The organism is Vibrio anguillarum (genome assembly GCF_003390515.1).
Lineage (GTDB): Bacteria > Pseudomonadota > Gammaproteobacteria > Enterobacterales > Vibrionaceae > Vibrio > Vibrio anguillarum.
This window is the reverse complement of sequence record NZ_CP031479.1, coordinates 935,108-953,633: the sequence shown is the minus strand read 5'-3', so window position 1 is coordinate 953,633 and position 18,526 is coordinate 935,108. Positions and strand designations below refer to the sequence as shown.

The following is an 18,526-nucleotide window of genomic DNA, read 5'->3' as shown; positions in this document are numbered from 1 at the left end:
AATAGACAAGCTTAAGAATAAAAACCTTAAATAGGTGCTTGGCAGCCTGGCTTTGCCGCGGCAAACGGAATGTCAGCTAAGGACTGCGCATTGCCATCAACGTATTCGCCATAATGGAAAATCGCATATTCGCCTGGCTTCATTCGTTGCCAAGTTTCATTTCCCGTCAGTGGCTGAGTCGCAATCACTGACACAACATCATCAGGCGTTGTTTCTTCTTGGAAGTTAATCTCGACATCTTCATCAAGTAAACTTGCTTTCCCAAAGGGAGCTCGTCGAGTAATCCAGTACAGATGATTCGTGCAATAGGTCACCACAAACTCACCGTCAGAAAGTAGCATATTAAACACACCTTGCTGCTTAAGTTGATCGCAACACTTCGCAACGAATTGAAACATGCTGAGCATATCTTGAGGCGGTTCAGGATAACGCGCTTCTAACTGCTTTAACAACCAACAGAAAGCTTGCTCGCTATCCGTTTCACCAACAGGGCGATAGCGCCCAGTTTCTAGCTGCTGGTGATCCGTCAATTGTCCATTGTGAGCGAACGTCCAATATCTCCCCCACAATTCTCGAGTGAATGGGTGAGTATTTTCCAAATTCACCCCACCCCGATTTGCTTGACGAATATGGCTAACCACTGCCCGACTTTTTATAGGGTAACTCTGCACAAGCTCTGCAATTTTTGACTGAAAGCTAGGGTTAGGATCTTTAAAGGTACGAAACCCCTTCCCTTCATAGAAAGTGATTCCCCAACCATCACGATGCGGCCCCGTGTTGCCGCCACGCTGAATCAACCCAGTAAAACTAAAGCAAATATCAGTCGGCACATTGGCACTCATACCGAGCAATTCACACATGGTTTAATGCACTCCCTTTTGCAACCACAAACACATTAAAAGAAAAGAACGGTGTTGAACTTTCTTACGCCATCTCTTTTTCAATCAGTTGGATAACAATGTGGATGATCTTGATATGGATTTCTTGGATACGATCAGCGTAGCCGAAGTGCGGGACACGAATCTCGATATCCGCTAAACCTGCCATTTTCCCACCATCTTTACCGGTCAGTGCAATGGTCTTCATCCCTTTGGCTTGGGCCGCTTCAATCGCTTTCAAAATGTTCCCCGAGTTACCAGAAGTCGATAGGCCAAACAGGACATCGCCTTTTGAGCCCACAGCTTCCACATAGCGAGAGAATACAAAATCGTAACCAAAATCATTGCTAACGCAAGACAAATGGCTTGGATCTGAAATAGCAATACCAGGATAACCCGGACGATTCTCGCGATAGCGCCCCGTTAGCTCTTCAGCAAAGTGCATTGCATCACAGTGGGAACCGCCATTGCCGCAAGAGAGCACTTTTCCGCCTTGCTTAAATGAGTCGGCAATCAGTTTTGCGGCGGCCTCAATTTGAGCGATGTTATGCTCATCATTAAGAAATTTGTTTAGCACGTCAGCCGCTTCGGTCAATTCACTTTTAATTAAATCCTGGTACATAGATATATTCTCTTTTTAATCTGTTTACCGATAGGCTCCATCAATCAAGAGCCAGTAACAGGCTTGAGTTTACCCAAACCATCCTTTCTGTCGATAGTTCGACTTCAAGAATTGTTGTTTTCTCCCGCTTCCCACTCCAGAAAGCCCTCTATGGGTTATTTATTTTGAGGTTTTGCCCTACATGGATCACTTTTTGAACAATACAAGGTTTTACATTTCGTTAATAATTTGATTACACTTAGCACTGGTTAGACCACTTACACAAACGAGACGACTAACAACACTTTCCAATGCACTGAGAAAAATCAGCCGCAATGGCGTGAATACAGTCTCAAAGGAATGAAATTATGGACATCTTGCTCTCTATACTTGGTTTTCTCACCGTGTTCGGTGTGTGCCTCTACCACCGAATGTCACTTTTTAGCGCATTAGTTGCGCTAACGGTAACCATGGTGGTTCTTACCCTGCTGGATTACACCGGGGTGATTGGATGGTTGCTATATTTAGCGGCTATCGCTTTATTAGCCGTTCCCTCTATCCGTCAAAGCGTGATTAGCGAAAAAGCATTAACACTGTTCAAAAAAGTGCTGCCTGCAATGTCACAAACCGAAAAAGAGGCATTAGATGCAGGAACCGTTTGGTGGGAAGCTGAACTGTTTAAAGGCAAACCGAACTGGAACAAACTACACAAAATTGCAGCGCCTACATTAAGTGCACAAGAGCAAGCCTTTATTGATGGACCAGTCAACGAAGTGTGTGCCATGGTTAGCGATTATCAAGTTACGCATGAATTAGCCGACTTACCTCCTGAGGTTTGGCAATATTTAAAAGATCATAAATTCTTCGCCATGATCATTAAAAAACAATACGGCGGCTTGGAGTTTTCAGCTTATGCACAATCCATTGTGCTACAAAAGCTAACGGGTGTATCTGGAGTGCTTTCATCCACTGTTGGTGTACCGAACTCTTTAGGCCCGGGCGAACTTTTACAACATTATGGTACTGAAGATCAGAAAAACCATTACCTGCCACGTTTAGCGGAAGGTAAAGAGATTCCCTGCTTTGCATTAACCAGCCCAGAAGCGGGTTCCGATGCCGGTTCAATTCCTGATTTTGGCGTGGTATGTAAAGGGAAATGGGAAGGAAAAGAAGTGTTAGGGATGCGCCTAACGTGGAACAAGCGCTACATCACGCTCGCCCCGGTTGCAACCGTATTAGGCCTAGCATTCAAACTGCGCGATCCTGACGGCTTACTTGGGGATAAAACAGAGCTTGGCATCACTTGTGCGCTCATCCCAACCCACTTAAAAGGAGTTGAAATTGGCAATCGCCACATGCCATTGAACGTTCCATTCCAAAATGGTCCGACACGTGCTAACGACTTATTTGTGCCGCTTGATTTCATTATTGGCGGACCAAGCATGGCAGGACAAGGCTGGCGTATGCTTGTAGAGTGTTTATCGGTTGGACGTGGCATTACGTTACCTTCTAACTCGACGGGCGGAATTAAAACTGCGGCGCTAGCAACAGGAGCTTACGCTCGGATTCGTCGTCAATTTAAGCAACCAATTGGCCATATGGAAGGTGTCGAAGAGCCATTAGCACGTTTAGGTGGTAACGCTTATGTGATGGATGCGGCGAGCAATTTAACCGTAGCTGGTATTGATCTGGGCGAAAAACCCTCGGTCATTTCCGCTATAGTCAAATACCACTGTACCCACCGTGGTCAACGCAGCATTATTGATGCAATGGACATCGTGGGCGGGAAAGGCATTTGTATTGGTCCTGCTAACTTTTTAGCTCGCAGCTACCAAGGTGCACCGATTGCCGTAACCGTCGAAGGGGCCAATATTCTGACTCGCTCAATGATCATCTTTGGTCAAGGCGCGATCCGTTGTCATCCTTATGTTTTAGAAGAAATGAACGCCGCTTATTCACAAGATTCTGATGCCGTTGAGAAATTTGACGCCGCTCTTGCAGGTCACGTCAGCTTCACCATGAGTAATCTTGTGCGCAGTATTTGGTTTGGTGTCACCGATGGTTTGGGTTCATCTGCACCGACTAATGATGCAACCAAACGCTACTATCAACAACTAAACCGTTACAGCGCTAACTTAGCACTGCTTTCTGATATTTCGATGGCTGTATTGGGAGGCTCTCTCAAACGTAAAGAGCGCTTGTCAGCACGCCTTGGCGATATTTTGAGCCAACTCTACCTCAGTTCTGCCACACTTAAGCGTTTTGAAAATGATGGTCGTCCCGTGGAGGATCTTCCTTTGGTTCATTGGGGTCTGCAAGACAGTTTGAAGCAGACGGAAGTCGCCATTGATGAATTCTTAGCCAACTTCCCGAATAAAGCGATTGGTAAGGTACTTCGTATATTGTTGATGCCGATTGGTCGAGTACGCAAAGCACCTAGTGATAAATTAGATAGCCAAGTTGCGCAGATCCTGCAAACACCGAGTGAAACTCGTTCACGCATTGGTCGCAACCAATATCTCGCCCCAACGGCGCATAATGCGGCGGGTAAGATTGAACAAGCACTGGAAATCATTTTACGTGCAGAGCCTTTGTTCGATAAAGTGTGCAGCGTCACCAATCAACGCCGTCCATTCTTGCGTTTAGATGAAGTGGCCGCCATTGGCTTGCAACAAAAAATTCTAACCGAACAAGAAGCACAGCTATTAACGGAAGCTGAGGCTCATCGTTTGTATACCATTAATGTCGATGATTTTGCGCCACAGGAACTGGCCGCAAAGCCTCAATATCCGGCAATGAATGATGTTGCGTAAGTCAATCTATTGAATGTCAAAGGGCGTTTTAAACGCCCTTTTTTATGACTGGAATACAGAATCAAGAGGTTGCCAACTCGGCAACATCCCTTGTTATTTCTTCGGCATATTCAACTGTAATTCGGGTTGCAACGCCTTTTTCGCTTTAATCTTACGCATCACAAACCACGCCAAAAGCCCAATCAATATCGCACCAATATTACCAATCACGATGAACATAATACTGCGGCTCGTTGCTTCCTCTCTCATCTGAATAATCAACTGCTCTTGTTCAAGCTTACGCTGCTGGATTTCTTCTTCAATCTGTAAGCGGCGAGTCTCCTCAATGTTGACATCATCAACCACGCTGTAAGTATGCTCAGCAAGCGGGAAGTAAAGTGGACGCTGGCTGGCAAGCTCTGTCGCATACAACTTTCCAGACCAACGATAGTTACCGTTGTCTCCATTGTATGGAATTTCTAAACTTAACTTTAGCGCCTCTTTTTCTGACTGCCCCTCAGTAATAAAGATATCATCATAAATATTCGCATGTTCGACATGGGCAACGATGGAGCCTGGGGCTATCATTCCTTGCTCACCCGAAAAAACAATTTGATGTGGCGCACCATCAACACGAGATTGGATAAAGGTGGTTGATACTGGAGCTGGGTAAACCAGCACCTCTTGCTCTTGGGCGCGTAAAAACACGCCGTTGCCAGAGGTGATCCTAACGCGATACTTACCCGGCATTGGAGTGATAGGCAGCGCTACAGTGAAAATGCCATCACCTGGCTGTTCATCTAAACCACGTCCATCATCGGCAAATTCACCAATCACTTCCGGTAATGGACGCGCTTCTTTAATCAGATCTTCTTCATTTTCAACGTATTTAGTAAAGGTTACTTTTAAGTTGACTCTATCGAGAAAGTCTCTCAACAATAAAGGCTTACCGTCGGAGGTTAATCGCGCGGTAAATTTTATCACTTCACCAAGGTATAAGCGCGTAGGAAACAAATCAGTATCAAGTTGCAGATGAGAAATAAGCTTGATGCTATTTTGTGAGGAAACCTTGCCTATGGCCTGCCAAGGGCCAGGCATTGGCTTATCAATTGAAATGATATCCATTGTGGGTTCTTGATACCAACGCACATTATCGCTATGTTGCCAAGCGTAATATTTCTTACCATCAGGCCGCACAAGCACCACGGGTTGGGATGACTTTTCGCGATACACAACAAAAGTAATTTGTGAAATGGTTGGATCCACACGGAAACGATTGTCGAGCAGCGACATCGAGGAGGAATTCACCGCAAAAACGCCTGTACTCCACATCAGCGCAATCACTGCTGCCATTATCCTCAACATATTTTCTCCTACTGACGCCAAAGGCAGCTTCCGCTCTTTTCGACTAGATCCAATCTTTCTTGGTGTGCTTGTAATTCATCGGCACAAGCCTGCAAAACCTTTAGCTTTTTCCGACCTGCGACAGCTCGTTTTATTGACTCTCCTCCCACACTGCCATCACTGCGCGTTCCGGCACTGAACTGTAACGAGGTTTGCCCGCCAGTCATCAGCAGATAAACGTCCGCTAATATCTCCGCATCGAGCAATGCACCGTGCAAGGTACGATGTGAGTTATCGATACCATAACGATCACAAAGTATATCCAAATTGTTGCGTTTGCCGGGGAAAATACGCTTTGCCATAGCAAGCGTATCGGTCACTTTGCAATACTGCTCCGTCTTACCGATTTTAGCGTCGAGCTTGCGAAACTCGTAATCCATAAAACCGACGTCGAAGGGAGCGTTGTGCGCCACCAGCTCAGCCCCCTTGATGAAATCTAAAAACTCTTGATGCACATCGCGATATTGCGGTTTGTCCATCAAAAACTCATCGGTAATACCGTGGATTTCGATCGCTTCTAACTGAATCTCACGATCGGGTTTCAGGTAGACATGGAAGTGGCGGCCTGTCAGCTTGCGGTTGATAATTTCAACGGCACCGATTTCAACAATGCGGTGTCCTTCATAGTGAGGGCCGCCTTCACGGTTCATACCCGTGGTTTCCGTATCGAGAACGACGATACGTTGGGATTGGGAATTGCTGCTAGTATTCATAAGGATATGTATGTCAGACTATGCCAATAATGTGCGTAACCTAATAGTATCAAATCATGACAAAACAGGTGGAAATTTTCACTGATGGATCTTGCTTAGGTAATCCTGGCCCGGGTGGTTATGGGGTTGTCCTTCGTTACAAAGAAACCGAAAAAACGTTAGCCAAAGGCTACCGACTCACCACTAACAACCGAATGGAAATGTTAGCGGCAGTGGTTGCACTGCAAACACTGAAAGAGCCATGTAATGTTATTCTCACCACAGACAGCCAATACGTCCGTCAAGGTATTACTCAGTGGATCCACAACTGGAAAAAACGCGGTTGGAAAACATCGGATAAAAAACCAGTGAAGAATGCCGATTTATGGCAAGCACTTGATAAAGAAAGCGCCCGCCACACCATTGACTGGCGCTGGGTGAAAGGCCATGCGGGTCATCGTGAAAATGAAATGTGCGATGAATTAGCACGCAATGCAGCAGAAAACCCAACCGAAGACGATATTGGGTATCAAGCATCCGAATAAGGGTCACAGGCCTTATCTTGGTTCTGAGTTGATAAACGGTAGTTCAGGCTAACTGGCGAAAGACGCCGTTTAAAACGCCAATGAGGTTTAATCGGTTTCAAGGGATAAGTACGTTTGCGCGCTACGATGAAATACAGGCTACCAAATGGAGCGGCCCAGTCGCCAATACCATTTTCCAACCACGCCCACATGGGTTGATATTTTTGCATCGGGAAAAGGGCATATTGGTCACTGTCAATCACTTGATAGTTCAAGACACTCAGCCAATCCTTAATCCGGTTAGCGGTAAACATACGACCGCTCCAAGGTAAGTTATGTTTTCGCCAAGGCATCAAACTTGCGATCCCCGTAAAACTGATTGGATTAAACCCCGTAATAATGATGTAGCCATCATCCATCATCACGCGATCAACTTCGCGTAAGATACGGTGCGGATCGCCACAATAATCCAGTTGGTGCGCTAAAATAGCCACATCAAAACTCTTTTCGAGAAAAGGCAGTTCGTAGCTATCGGCAATCACCGTATGGAGTGGGTTTTCAATATCAAGATGAACTTGGTGTTGAATATTGCAGTTGCAACTGGCAAGCTCACAGCTCAAACCACCGAGCTTAAGCATATGATAGCCAAATAATTTAGAGCACCATTCATCAAGCCGAGTCTGAATAGAATCACTAACCCACTGGCCATTTTTAAGTTGGGACCAAGAATGAGGCTTATCTAATTTTTTTTCGCTACGCGCTGGCTTCATCGATAACCTATTTCACCTCGGTGATTGGAGATACTCATGTTACAGATCAAAAGCATACCCGCATTTAATGATAATTACATCTGGCTGATCCAAAATAGCGATCAGCGTTGTGCTGTGGTCGATCCCGGTGATGCAGCACCAGTGCTTGAGTACCTCTCGAAGCATCAATTAACGCTCGAAGCAATATTAATTACCCACCATCACCATGATCACATTGGTGGTGTTGCAGAACTGGTTCGCCAGTTTCCCAGCATTAACGTTGTTGGTCCCGCTCATGAACCTATTCCTACCTTAACGCACGCGGTTGAAGCTGGCGATCAGCTAGAACTGTTCAATGAAATCTTTATGGTGCTTGATCTCGCAGGACACACAAAAGGTCACATTGGCTATGTCGGTGACAATAAACTGTTTTGTGGCGATGTACTGTTCTCCGCAGGGTGTGGCCGTGTTTTTGAGGGCACAATGGAGCAAATGTTTACGTCACTGTGTAAACTTGCCGCATTGCCAGAAGAGACTGAGGTCTATTGCGCGCACGAATATACCGCAAGTAACGTCGCATTTGCTTTAGCCGTTGAGCCCGATAATGACCAACTTCAACAGTATCGAGATACCGTCAACCGGCTCCGAGCCCAGCAGAAATCGACATTACCGACCACGATCCGCCAAGAAAAATGGATTAATCCATTTTTGCGGACCCAGCAAGAGAGTGTGATGAAATCCGTCGCGAATCGTACTCAACAAACCGATCCTCTATCAATTTTTACCGCGTTACGTGAGTGGAAGAACGAATTTTGACGATTTGCTGCTTGTCATAGCAATAAAGTGCCAAGTATTATCAGCAGCCATTAAGTCAAAGGGCTGAGATAGATGCGATTTCAATTTAGCTGGGTGATGGTGCTCTTGTTAGCGGGGTGCCAAATCACTCAGCCAACAGACCAAACAACAGCGCCAAATGCCAAAGAGGCAAATAGCCCTCAGATTCAGACACAAAAAAAGATGGCTAAACAAAAGTCGTCATCTGCAAAAAACACAACGCCGAAAGTGATCACGCCACAAGAGCAAGCGGACGTATGGCAGCGCATCGCAATGCAGTTGTCGATGGATATCCCAGATCATAAATCAGTGAATTATTATCGAACTTGGTATCTTAAACACCCTAATCACCTACAAACTGTTGCCGAGCGAGCAAAGCCATTTCTTTACCTTATCACTGAGAAAATTGAGCAGCGCGGCTTACCACTTGAGTTAGCACTCTTACCCATTGTTGAAAGCTCGTTTGATGCCTTTGCCTACTCACACGGTAGCGCAGCGGGGCTGTGGCAATTTGTGCCGAGTACGGGAGAGATGTATGGCCTAGAGCAAAATTTTTGGTATGACGGCAGACGAGATGTAGACGCCGCCACCGATGCGGCTTTGGATTATCTCACTGCATTAAATAAGCGTTTTGATGGTGATTGGAGCCATGCGATTGCCGCCTATAACAGCGGTGGTGGGCGGATCTCTAGCGCGATTCGTAAAAATCACAAGGCTGGTAAACCAACCGACTTTTTCTCACTCGACTTACCCGATGAAACCACAGGCTACGTCCCTAAATTACTCGCACTGGCCGATATTGTTGCCAATCAAGAAAAATATGGCATTGAAATCCCAGCGATCGCTAACAAACCAGTGTTAATGTTAGTCGACCCTCAAGAACAGCTTGATCTTGCCATTGCCGCCAATTACGCCGGAATGAGCGTGAAAGAGTTGCAAAGTTACAACCCAGCTTACAATCAATGGGCGACCTCGCCGACGGGACCTCATCAACTGCTTATCCCAGTAGATAAAGTGGAACGCTTTGCTCAGAAAGTTGAAGAGAATCGCGGTAAGGGGATGAAGTTAGTACGCTACAAGGTAAAATCCGGCGATAGCTTGAGTGTGATTGCTCAACAGCACAATACCACCAGCAAAGTGATTCAGACGGCCAACAATCTCAATGGCAATGTCATTCGCGTTGGGCAGTATTTAATGATCCCAACATCCGTAAAAGACGAAAAAGCATACGCACTCAGTGCCAGTAACCGCTTAGCAAAAACGCAAGCGATGGCCCGTGGTCAGTATAAGCTGTCTCATACGGTAGCCAAAGGTGATAGCTTATGGAGCATTGCCAAACAGCACAATGTTTCCCATCAGTCCTTAGCAAAATGGAACGGTATGGGGCCAAGAGACACGTTGAAGATTGGCCAAAAACTGGTCATTTGGAAAAATAGCAGTGAGGGTGCCATCATTCGCACCGTCTTTTATCAAGTGCGTAGCGGCGATACACTCAGCACCATCGCTAATAAGTTTAAAGTCAAAAGCCTCGACATTGTAAAATGGAACGAGCTTGCAAACCAAAAGTACTTAAAGCCGGGTCAAAAACTCAAGCTCTACGTCGATGTCACTAAGGTCAGTGTATGAATCCTTCCAGTAACCCGTTAATCATGTTGGTGGATATTTTCCGTTCCCCCACGTCTTGTTTTTTAGCCCTTTATCAACGCGGCATGTGGGGTTGGCAACCTTATCTCTTTTTAATCCTGAGTCCCTTTCTATTTTGGGGGGCTTATTTTGACGTGGTTAACCTTGAATGGTTAAAAGCTGGGCTCTCGGCGCAGTTGGCTATGATCAACCCCGCTCAGCTTGAAATGTTAGATGCCAACACCTTGATGGCAAGCGAAATTATCAGTGATGTGGTAGGCCGCACGCTAACGATTTTCATGTTGGCATTGTGGTTCAATTTGGCGACCAAGCAGAGCCAACATCAGCACGGTTTCTGGCGTTGGTTTGCCGCAAGTGCTGTCATCACTTTCCCAGCCGTGTTGGGCGATCTCGCCAGTTACGCGAGCTTATTACTCAAACATGGCCACGTGATGACTTACGCTGCTGACCTTAACAGTTTAAATGGCCTAATTAAGTTGCCACTGACTAATGATTGGTCTCAATTTGCCAGCTCCTTCCCACTGCTTTTGCCTTGGTACATCGTACTTGGCTACGCGGCGGTGGGCGCATGGACAGAGCTGGAACGCGGCCAAGCTCTGGTGATTTCGGCGCTGCCTTGGATTGGCTATTACCTGATTTGGGCGCTGTACATCGCCATCAGTTAGAAAGTGGTTATAAACTAAAACTCGCCAATAGTGGGTTATGATCAGAAGCGTCCGTTACGGGCGCTTTTGCATTGAGCAGTGTTAAACCACGATAAAAAAGATGATCAAGCACCAAGCCCGTCACAAACTGAACACGGTGATCGGGTTCGAACAACACTTCCTTTAAACCCACACGATTTAATGCAGCGGTTAATGTGTCCATTCTTGCTTGACTCCAGCTATTAAAATCGCCACCGACAATCACCGGCCCTTGATGTGTTTTTAATTGAACGAGTAACGCTTCCAGCTGATTGGTATACTCTTGCGTTCCATAGGTAAAGTTCACTGCATGCAGGTTTACAACCGCCAGAGTCTGACCATCACTTAAACGATACAGGGCGTAAATCGCCGATTTGGGTAAGCGCAACCAAGGCTCTAATTCGGTGTAAGCACACGCTAATACTGGCATCTGCCTGCCAAGATTTAACACTCCGGCTGATTCACCAAAAACACGAAAAGCATCCGCTTGCGTCCCCCCCCACTGCTTTTGGCTGATCCACTCTTTCAATGACAAGGTCATGCTCGCTTCTTGTAGCAACACCAATTGAGCATCTTGGCTGAATTTATCCAGCTCACTTTGCCATGTTGCTCTATTTTGTTTATAGATATTCCAAACCAGTACATTAAGCTGACCACGCACATCAATTGCGCGAGCGTTTGGATTATCGTAACAAATCAGTGGAGATGAAGCGTTTTTCCCATCAATAGTCAACAATTGCGGCGTTGAAGGAATAGTAAAAATAGAGAAAAAACTAATCACAGCCGCGGTAATCAGCAACAGCGGCAAAACAAGCAGATATTTTCTTTTCATAACGTTCAACAAAATTGGTAGGGATGTATTAATAAAGAGACAAAAAAGGAGCCATTGGCTCCCTTCTTCTCGGTGTACGGCTAAATAGCGTCTTCGTCTTCTTCACCGGTACGAATTCGTACCACTCGTTCAATATTGGTAATGAAAATTTTACCATCACCAATTTTTCCCGTTTGCGCCGTATCAATAATGGTGTCAACGCAGCGATCAGCGACATCGTCAGTCACCACAATTTCAAGCTTCACTTTAGGTAAGAAATCCACCATGTACTCAGCGCCACGGTACAATTCAGTATGCCCTTTCTGACGACCAAATCCTTTTACTTCAGAAACAGTCATACCCGTGATCCCGACTTCAGCTAACGCTTCGCGGACGTCATCAAGTTTAAATGGCTTAATAATGGCTTCGATTTTTTTCATGTTCATCCCTTACACTTTCGTCAATTGGTGGCATTATCTGCTAGCAAAAAAAAACAATCAATAAAAAGCCCAAGCAACGCTTGGGCTGATTGAAACCCGTTCACTGTCATTTACTTAAGACTTGCGAAATAGGCCGCTAAGTTTTCAATATCGGCATCACTGAGCATTGCCGCTTGCGCTTGCATTACGACGGCTAAACCACCATTACGCTCTTTATTCTTGTAGGCTTTAACTGATGAGATAAGGTATTGCTCATTTTGCCCTTTTAGATTTGGATATCCCGGAATAAGGGCAATCCCGTCTGCGCCGTGACACGCCGCGCAGATAGCCGCTTTGGCTTGCCCTGCGGCTGGGTCTCCAGCAAACGCGCTTCCCGCTAACAACGTAAAACCCATAACTATTCCAATCGCGACTTTTTTCATTGCTCCACCTTTATGTCCATATTCATTGTATGTTTTATACGAATTTTGCATGAAAAGCGTTCATTTGTCCCAGATGAGTTCACAATCTTGCCCACTGAAGTCACGATCAACAAATAAATTTGCAATCGCAACCACTTGATTCCGATGCATCAATATTGGCGTTCTTCGTCGTAGCCAACTCGGCACGCCATACTCTTGGAACAATTTTTTTAGCTTTCGACTTCCCACTCGTCCGACGGGGCATGCTGCAAGCCCTTCAGGATTAAACGTAACGCTTAATTGATGGCAATCATCAGGCAAGGCTATTCCCTTGCTACCACCATGAGACGATAACCTCAGATTACCTAGTCCATCAGGCAAGGTTAATGATTGATCGGGCACGATCATCGCCTGCCAATCTGAAATGTCTTGATAAGTTTGGATGCAATATAGCTTTTGGTCAAAGCGGCGGATCTCACTTTGCCCTAGTTTAAGCCGAGGATTCGCACCAATACGCGCAGACGCCACTTGTTGCCAAATCATCGCTAAATGTTCTTGAGTCGGCATTGGCTCCCCCAATTGAGCAAGCCACATTCTTAGCAATTGATAGCGTGCTAATTCGCTGCGATGAGAAAGCGCGGTAATTGATAAACTACCATCAGGCATTTTTGCCTCTTGCATTGCCTCTTGTAGCAGCTCTTCAAGCAACACCTGCTGCTGAGCACACAATGTCGCACTACGAGCAACCGCTTGGTGAATATGCGGCCAGCGCTGCGTAAGAACTGGCGTGATGTGATGGCGGATAAAATTACGATCAAAACGGGTATCTTGGTTGCTTTCGTCCTCGACCCAATCCAAATTCTGGGTTACGGCAAAGCTTTCGATCTGTACGCGAGTCGCCGCAAGCAAAGGACGGACGATTTTCCCCGCGCCAAATGGCATCGCTTGTGCCATCGAAGAGAGTCCTTTGGGTCCACTACCACGCTTTAACGCGAGCAAAAATGTCTCGATCTGATCATCGCTATGCTGTCCAGTTAGCAACAAATCGTCAGTGTTAATGTATTTCGCTAAAACTTGGTAACGCGCCGTACGCGCCAATGACTCCAAACTTTCACCGCTAGCGGTATCGAGTTGCACCCGTTCAATAAAAAAAGGGATCGCGGCGTGTTGGGCCCAGCGCCGGCACTGTTTGGCCCACTCATCGGCATGTTGACTTAATCCATGATGAACATAAACAGCGCAGCACTCACAGGAGGTTTCGTCACGATATTGCGCCAGTAGTTCAAGCATCACCCGCGAGTCCATGCCACCACTAAAACCCAAGACTAATTGGCTGCTTGCTAAGCGATGACGATTGATAACGTGTGAAAATAGCGAATAAAGTTCAGGCATGGGTTTTCAGTGCTAAGAGGAATTGATGCCAGTTTACCTTGAAACGCGCCAAGCAAACCAGTCCTGAAATCGGGCTAATAAAAAAGGGCTGGACAGAATCCAACCCTTTTTATTTATTGTCCGCTCTGCTGTTTAGCAGTAGCCGTAGTTCATCAAACGTTGATAACGACGAGCCAATAATGCTTCTTCATTCAGCGGCTCTAAATCAGCAAGCTGTTTTAGCAGTGTTGCTTTCATGTTGGCGGCCATTTGTATTGGATCGCGATGCGCGCCACCTAATGGTTCTTCGATAATTTCATCAATCAGCTCAAGCTCTTTTAAGCGAGGAGCGACTAAGCCCATCGCTTCAGCCGCTTGCGGCGCTTTATCTGAATCTCGCCACAAGATTGAAGCACACCCTTCTGGCGAAATTACCGCGTAAGTGGAATATTGCAGCATGTTCACGTAGTCACCCACGCCAATCGCCAAAGCACCACCAGAGCCACCTTCACCAACAACATTACAAATTACAGGCACTTTCAAGCCTGACATCACTTTTAGGTTTGTAGCAATCGCTTCAGATTGGCCACGTTCTTCAGCGCCAACACCAGGATAAGCACCTGCGGTATCAATGAAGGTAATAATAGGCATGCCAAAACGTTCAGCCATTTTCATCAAACGTAGCGCTTTGCGATAGCCTTCTGGTTTTGGCATTCCGAAGTTACGTCTTACTTTCTCTCTCGTTTCACGTCCTTTTTGGTGACCAATCACCATCACCGGACGTCCCTCTAAACGAGCAATGCCGCCGACAATCGCTTTGTCATCAGCAAAAGCGCGATCACCCGCCAACTCGTCAAACTCAGTGAAGACATGGTTGATGTAATCAAGCGTGTAAGGGCGTTGTGGATGGCGTGCCAATTGAGCTACTTGCCATGCCCCTAAATCACCAAAGATTTTCTTCTTAAGCTCTAAGCTTTTCTTTTCTAGCTGTTCGATCTCTTTGTCGAGATCAACGGACTTATCACCACCATGGCGAGACACGTCGCGTAGCGCCTGAATTTTAGCCTCAAGTTCAGCAATTGGTTTTTCAAATTCTAGAAAATTTAGGCTCATCTACCGATCCTTTTATACTCAGCGTTCAACATATTTGACGCCAAATTTTAGTTAAATTCGAGTTCTACCTGATCTTTGCCAAGTAGCTGTTTCAATTCGTCTAACAATGTATCACTTGGGGTTACACGCCACTGCGTACCAAGAGTGAGTCGCACTCTCGCCTCTGCGCGTTGGTAGTATACATTGACAGGTATAGTCCCTGCTCGGTGAGGCTCTAAGATCTGACTAAAGCGCTCAAAAAACTGGCTGTCTATCTGTGATTGTTCAATCGATATCGACAAGCCACGGGCATATTTTTCACGCGCACTGCCCAAGTCCATGACTTCGCGCGCCGACATTTTAAGGCCACCATTGAAGTCATCAAAGCTGACCTGTCCAGAAATCACTAAAATTCTATCTTTTTCTAACAGCTCTGCATACCGCTCTAACGCATCAGAGAATAACATCACTTCCATACGTCCTGAACGATCATCTAACGTCATGATGCCAATCCGCGTGCCACGCTTGGTGGTCATGACTTTAGCAGCAATCACTAACCCCGCTAAAGTGACGGATTGATCGCGTCGCGTTGGCGTGGCATCTTTTAGTCGACAACTGGTGTACTTCGCAAGTTCCTTAATATGTGCGTTTATTGGATGCCCGGTCAAATAAAGGCCCAATGTATCGCGCTCACCTTCAAGCCAAACTTTCTCTGGCCACTCGGGGACTTGCGTATATTTATGTTCTACTTCTTCTGGCGCATCAGTCAATACACCAAACATATCAACCTGACCAAAGGCTTCAGCTTGGTGGAATTGGCTGGCCGCTTTCACAGCATCATTTAATGAGGCCATCATTGCTGCACGGTGTGGGCCTAAACGATCCAAAGCACCCGCATAAATAAGCTTTTCAATCACACGCTTATTGACTTTTTTCAGATCAATTCTGGCGCAAAAATCAAACAAATCTTTAAAATAGCCGCCTGCTGTGCGCGCTTCTAAAATCGCTTCAATCGGCCCTTCACCCACACCTTTGATCGCGCCAATACCATAGACAATCGCGCCATTTTCATCGACGTTAAAGCGGTACAAGCCGGCGTTAATATCCGGTGGTAACACTTTAAGATTCATGCGTAAACATTCATCCACTAAGCCAACCACCTTTTCGGTGTTGTCCATGTCGGCCGTCATTACGGCCGCCATAAATTCGGCTGGGTAGTGGGTTTTTAACCATAAGGTTTGATAAGAAACCAGAGCATAAGCCGCAGAGTGCGATTTGTTAAACCCGTAACCGGCGAATTTTTCTACTAAGTCGAAGATTTTCATCGACAATTCGCCATCCACGCCGTTTTTTATCGAACCCTCTTCAAAAATCGCCCGCTGCTTGGCCATCTCTTCTGGCTTTTTCTTACCCATCGCACGGCGCAGCATATCCGCGCCGCCTAGTGTGTATCCGGCTAGGACTTGGGCGATCTGCATCACTTGCTCTTGGTACAAGATGATGCCGTAGGTTGGGTCTAGAATTTCTTTTAATGACTCATGTTGCCATTTTTCATCTGGGTAGGAGATCGCCTCTCGGCCATGTTTACGGTCGATAAAGTTATCCACCATACCCGATTGCAAAGGCCCTGGGCGAAACAGGGCCACTAGTGCAATGATATCTTCGAAGCAGTCTGGCTGGAGACGTTTGATCAGATCTTTCATGCCGCGCGATTCTAACTGGAATACCGCGGTGGTTTCAGAATTTTGCAATACACGAAATGAAACTGGGTCTTCTAACGGGATGGCTTCAATACGAACGGGCTCTTTGCCTTCTCGTTGTAAGCGCGGGTTAATCAGCCCTAGTGCCCAATCGATAATGGTTAAGGTACGTAGACCTAAGAAGTCAAACTTGACTAAGCCTGCGGTTTCAACATCGTTCTTATCAAATTGAGTGACGGGGAAATGCCCTTCAGCATCCGCATAAATCGGCGAAAAGTCGGTAATGGTGGTTGGGGAGATCACCACCCCACCCGCATGCTTACCGGCGTTACGCGTGCAACCTTCTAGAATTCGGCACTTATCAATCAGCTCTTTGACGTCTTCGTCATTGTTGTACAGCTCAGGTAACGCGGGTTCAGCCTTAAACGCCTTTTCTAGTGTCATTCCTGGATCTAGTGGAATAAGCTTTGAAATGCGGTCGACAAATCCAAACGGATGACCAAGCACGCGTCCCACGTCACGAATGACCGCTTTGGCAGCCATAGTACCAAAGGTGATGATCTGTGATACCGCATCACGACCATACATTTCAGCAACGTGATCAATAACTTGGTCACGTTTATCCATACAGAAATCGACGTCAAAATCGGGCATTGAGACCCGTTCTGGGTTCAAGAAACGTTCGAAAAGTAAATCATATTGTAGTGGATCTAAATCGGTAATTTTGAGCGCGTAAGCCACCAATGAACCCGCACCCGATCCGCGCCCCGGTCCCACCGGAATATCGTTATCTTTTGACCACTGGATGAACTCCATCACAATCAAGAAATAACCGGGGAATCCCATGTTATTAATTACTTCGAGCTCAATTTGCAGCCGTTCATCATATTCAGGGCGACGTTGTGCGCGAACATCAGGATCGGGGAACAGAAATTCAAGACGCTCTTCAAGGCCTTCTTGTGATTTCATCACCAAGTATTCGGTTTCTTTCATTCCTTCCGTTGGGAAGGCGGGCAAGAAATATTCCCCCAAACGGACGGTAACATTACACCGTTTGGCAATCTCAACACTGTTTTGCAGCGCTTCAGGAATGTCGGCAAACAGCTCACACATTTCCGCTTCGGAGCGCAAATATTGCTGTGGGCTGTAATTTTTTGGCCGACGAGGATCTTCCATGGTGTAGCCATCATGAATCGCTACTCGAATTTCATGCGCTTCAAAAAACTCTTCGCTGAGAAACACCACTTCATTGGTTGCAACGACGGGCAGATCGTTATTTTCAGCTAATTCTAGAGCAAAGTGCAGATAGCTCTCTTCGTCGGCTCGCCCTGTGCGAGTCAATTCAAGGTAAAAACGATCGACAAAATGAGTTTGATAAAACTCGGCACATTTATCGACTAACGCCTGATTACCTTTAAGCAGTGCTTTGCCTATTTCACCACTTTTTCCACCCGAAAGCACAATCAAGCCTTCGGCATATTTCACTAGCCACGCTTTATCAATCACAGGTAGGTGTTGCACATGACCGCGTAGATAAGCATCGGAGATCAGTAAGGTCAGATTTTTATAACCAACATTATCACTCGCTAGAACCGTCAGCTTGGTGAGCTCATCACCAAACTCCTCGGATTGCATGACAAAATCTGCACCGATAATCGGCTTTACCCCACAGTTATGAGCGGTACCATAAAATTTGACCAAACCACATAAGTTCGTGAAGTCGGTCAACGCTACGGCAGGCATCCCCATCTCGGCCACTTTTTTCACAAGCGGTGGCACTTTGGACAAGCCATCGATCATAGAAAAGTCGCTGTGGACACGAAGGTGGACAAACTTTGGTTCTGGCATGCAATAAAATCCTAGATGCTAGGTTTGGTACAAGATTTGGCGGTTATTCTACGCGAATCTGC

At 46.2% G+C, this 18,526-nt stretch carries 16 protein-coding genes; 5 read left to right on the top strand and 11 right to left on the bottom strand.

Going from position 1 to position 18,526, the window contains the following annotated elements; genetic code table 11:
• Positions 1-26: 26 nt before the first annotated feature.
• Together DD616_RS08380 and lpcA are read right to left on the bottom strand one after the other, a co-directional pair.
• Positions 27-860: a class II glutamine amidotransferase gene (locus DD616_RS08380; RefSeq protein ID WP_047689243.1), complete on the bottom strand. Its 834-nt coding sequence runs from the start codon at positions 858-860 to the stop codon at positions 27-29.
• A 64-nt stretch (positions 861-924) separates the two neighbouring features.
• Complete coding sequence (gene lpcA / locus DD616_RS08375) at positions 925-1,500, bottom strand: D-sedoheptulose 7-phosphate isomerase (protein WP_010320095.1); 576 nt, start codon at positions 1,498-1,500, stop codon at positions 925-927.
• A 347-nt stretch (positions 1,501-1,847) separates the two neighbouring features.
• On the opposite strand from lpcA, the gene fadE reads away from it, so the two are divergent.
• Positions 1,848-4,292, top strand: coding sequence for an acyl-CoA dehydrogenase FadE (gene fadE / locus DD616_RS08370; protein ID WP_017046613.1), 2,445 nt, complete (start codon positions 1,848-1,850; stop codon positions 4,290-4,292).
• A gap of 93 nt (positions 4,293-4,385) precedes the next feature.
• Here the strand turns inward: fadE and DD616_RS08365 are convergent, their stop codons facing one another.
• Together DD616_RS08365 and dnaQ are read right to left on the bottom strand one after the other, a co-directional pair.
• Positions 4,386-5,636, bottom strand: coding sequence for a TIGR03503 family protein (locus tag DD616_RS08365; protein ID WP_026029156.1), 1,251 nt, complete (start codon positions 5,634-5,636; stop codon positions 4,386-4,388).
• Positions 5,637-5,644: 8 nt separating this feature from the next.
• Positions 5,645-6,388, bottom strand: coding sequence for a DNA polymerase III subunit epsilon (dnaQ, locus tag DD616_RS08360; RefSeq protein ID WP_013856229.1), 744 nt, complete (start codon positions 6,386-6,388; stop codon positions 5,645-5,647).
• 56 nt (positions 6,389-6,444) lie between these two features.
• Between dnaQ and rnhA the strand changes: the two genes are divergently transcribed.
• Positions 6,445-6,912 (top strand): ribonuclease HI, encoded by a 468-nt coding sequence (rnhA, locus tag DD616_RS08355; RefSeq protein ID WP_013856228.1) that lies wholly within the window; start codon positions 6,445-6,447, stop codon positions 6,910-6,912.
• Here rnhA and DD616_RS08350 read toward each other — a convergent pair.
• A complete protein-coding gene (locus tag DD616_RS08350; RefSeq protein WP_208872170.1) occupies positions 6,897-7,661 on the bottom strand; it encodes a methyltransferase domain-containing protein in 765 nt (254 codons plus the stop codon). The two genes, rnhA and DD616_RS08350, sit on opposite strands and share 16 nt — an antisense overlap.
• A 36-nt stretch (positions 7,662-7,697) precedes the next feature.
• Here DD616_RS08350 and gloB point away from each other — a divergent pair, with 36 nt between their 5' ends.
• From gloB to DD616_RS08335, 3 genes are all read left to right on the top strand, one after another.
• Positions 7,698-8,456, top strand: a complete 759-nt coding sequence (gene gloB / locus DD616_RS08345) for a hydroxyacylglutathione hydrolase (RefSeq protein WP_026028526.1) — start codon at positions 7,698-7,700, stop codon at positions 8,454-8,456.
• 72 nt (positions 8,457-8,528) lie between these two features.
• Positions 8,529-10,100, top strand: a complete 1,572-nt coding sequence (locus tag DD616_RS08340; RefSeq protein WP_208872169.1) for a lytic transglycosylase — start codon at positions 8,529-8,531, stop codon at positions 10,098-10,100.
• Positions 10,097-10,783, top strand: a complete 687-nt coding sequence (locus tag DD616_RS08335) for a YIP1 family protein (RefSeq protein ID WP_013856224.1) — start codon at positions 10,097-10,099, stop codon at positions 10,781-10,783. Before DD616_RS08340 ends, DD616_RS08335 begins: the two co-directional genes overlap by 4 nt.
• Positions 10,784-10,790: 7 nt before the next feature.
• On the opposite strand, the gene DD616_RS08330 is transcribed toward DD616_RS08335, so the two are convergent.
• The 6 genes from DD616_RS08330 to dnaE form a co-directional block, all read right to left on the bottom strand.
• Positions 10,791-11,633, bottom strand: coding sequence for an endonuclease/exonuclease/phosphatase family protein (locus DD616_RS08330; protein WP_199867249.1), 843 nt, complete (start codon positions 11,631-11,633; stop codon positions 10,791-10,793).
• Between the two features lie 80 nt (positions 11,634-11,713).
• Positions 11,714-12,052, bottom strand: a complete 339-nt coding sequence (glnB, locus tag DD616_RS08325) for a nitrogen regulatory protein P-II (protein ID WP_026027912.1) — start codon at positions 12,050-12,052, stop codon at positions 11,714-11,716.
• Between the two features lie 110 nt (positions 12,053-12,162).
• Entirely contained in the window at positions 12,163-12,474 is a 312-nt protein-coding gene (locus tag DD616_RS08320) for a c-type cytochrome (protein WP_026027913.1), read from the bottom strand.
• Positions 12,475-12,534: 60 nt separating this feature from the next.
• Entirely contained in the window at positions 12,535-13,845 is a 1,311-nt protein-coding gene (gene tilS, locus DD616_RS08315) for a tRNA lysidine(34) synthetase TilS (protein ID WP_208872168.1), read from the bottom strand.
• A 132-nt stretch (positions 13,846-13,977) separates the two neighbouring features.
• A complete protein-coding gene (gene accA, locus DD616_RS08310) occupies positions 13,978-14,937 on the bottom strand; it encodes an acetyl-CoA carboxylase carboxyl transferase subunit alpha (protein ID WP_013856219.1) in 960 nt (319 codons plus the stop codon).
• Positions 14,938-14,984: 47 nt separating this feature from the next.
• Positions 14,985-18,464 carry a DNA polymerase III subunit alpha gene (dnaE, locus tag DD616_RS08305; protein WP_208872167.1) on the bottom strand — a complete coding sequence of 1,160 codons (3,480 nt, stop codon included), beginning with the start codon at positions 18,462-18,464 and terminating at the stop codon, positions 14,985-14,987.
• Positions 18,465-18,526: the final 62 nt, after the last annotated feature.